General features: G+C 65.3%; 2 protein-coding genes. Both read left to right on the forward strand.

Annotation, left to right across the window (positions count from 1 at the left end):
- A partial coding sequence (locus HX846_RS30715; RefSeq protein WP_178966831.1) for an NAD(P)/FAD-dependent oxidoreductase occupies positions 1-814 on the forward strand: 814 nt, incomplete at its 5' end.
- Positions 811-1,390: FAD-binding oxidoreductase (locus HX846_RS30720; protein ID WP_178966832.1), on the forward strand; the 580-nt coding region annotated here is incomplete at its 3' end. The genes HX846_RS30715 and HX846_RS30720, both read left to right, overlap by 4 nt.

The following is a 1,390-nucleotide window of genomic DNA, read 5'->3' on the forward strand; positions in this document are numbered from 1 at the left end:
GCTCGACAGCGCGCCGTTCAGCGCCCAATGCCGCGCCCTGCCGGCATTGCTCGGCCAGCCGGCGACCCTGGCCCAGGGTTTGTACTACCGCGCCTGGCTAACGGCCCACGGCATCCCGGTGCATCAAGGGGCAACGTTGTCGCACATCAACGGCGAGCAACGAGTGACGGGCATCCACTGGGACCAGCAGGAAATCGCCTGTGATGCCGTGGCCTTCGCCCATGCCCTGCGCAGCGAGACCCAACTGGCGGATTTACTTGGGTGTGAATTTGCCTGGAATGCATTGAACCGCGCCTGGTTGCCCCAGCGAGATGCGGCCGGGCGTAGCAGTGTCGCGGGCGTGTATCTGGCTGGCGACGGTGCCGGAATCATGGGCGCCGACGCGGCGCAAATGGCCGGCGAGCGAGCGGCATTGGCCTTGCTTGAAGACAGCGGTGTTGCCATCGACCACCGTCGCGGGCCCGTGCTGGAACAACAACTGGCAGGTATCCAGCGCTTTCGCCACGGCCTGGAAACCGCCTTCCCCTTCCCGGAAAACTGGGCCGCTGAAGCTCCGGACGAACTGATCCTGTGCCGCTGTGAAGAAGTCAGCGTCGGCGAAGTACGCGCGGTGGTGGACGAAGGCCACTGGGAAGTGAACCGGGTCAAGGCCCATTGCCGGGTTGGCATGGGCCGCTGCCAGGGCCGGATGTGTGGGCTGGCGGCGGCGGAAATCGTTGCCCAGCGCAGTGGCCGCGAGATTGAAAACGTTGGCCGCCTGCGTGGCCAGGCACCGATCAAACCCTTGCCGTTTGGCGTGGAGGTGCAGCCATGATCGACAGTGAAGTGATCGTGTTGGGTGGCGGGATTGTCGGGGCCTCGGCGGCTTTGATGCTGGCGCAGAAAGGTCGCCGCGTGGTGCTGCTGGAACGGGACTTTTGTGGCTCGCACTCCAGTGGTGTGAACTATGGCGGCGTGCGGCGCCAGGGGCGGCCATTGCACCAACTGCCGCTATCGCAACGTGCCCATGAGCTATGGTCCGACTTGCCGGGGCTGATTGGCATCGACGGGGAATACGTGCGCTCCGGGCATTTGAAACTGGCCCGCAGTCATGACGATCTGGCGGCTCTGCAGGCGTACGCCGACGCTACACGTGGCTTTGGCCTGGGCCTGCAAATGCTCGACCACGCTCAACTGCGCGCCCGGTTCCCGTGGGTGGGTGATGTGGCAGTCGGCGCGTCGTTATGCCCCGAAGACGGCCACGCCAATCCGCGCCTGGTCTCCCCCGCCTTTGCCCGCGCAGCGCAACGGCAGGGTGCTCGGGTGATGGAGCAAACCGAAGTCACCCATCTTGAACATGACGGCCAGCGGTTTCAGTTGCGCTGTGCCAATGGGCTGCAGCTGCAAGCCC

The sequence above is a fragment of the Pseudomonas sp. K5002 genome, assembly GCF_013386655.1.
In the GTDB taxonomy this organism is placed as follows: Bacteria; Pseudomonadota; Gammaproteobacteria; order Pseudomonadales; family Pseudomonadaceae; genus Aquipseudomonas.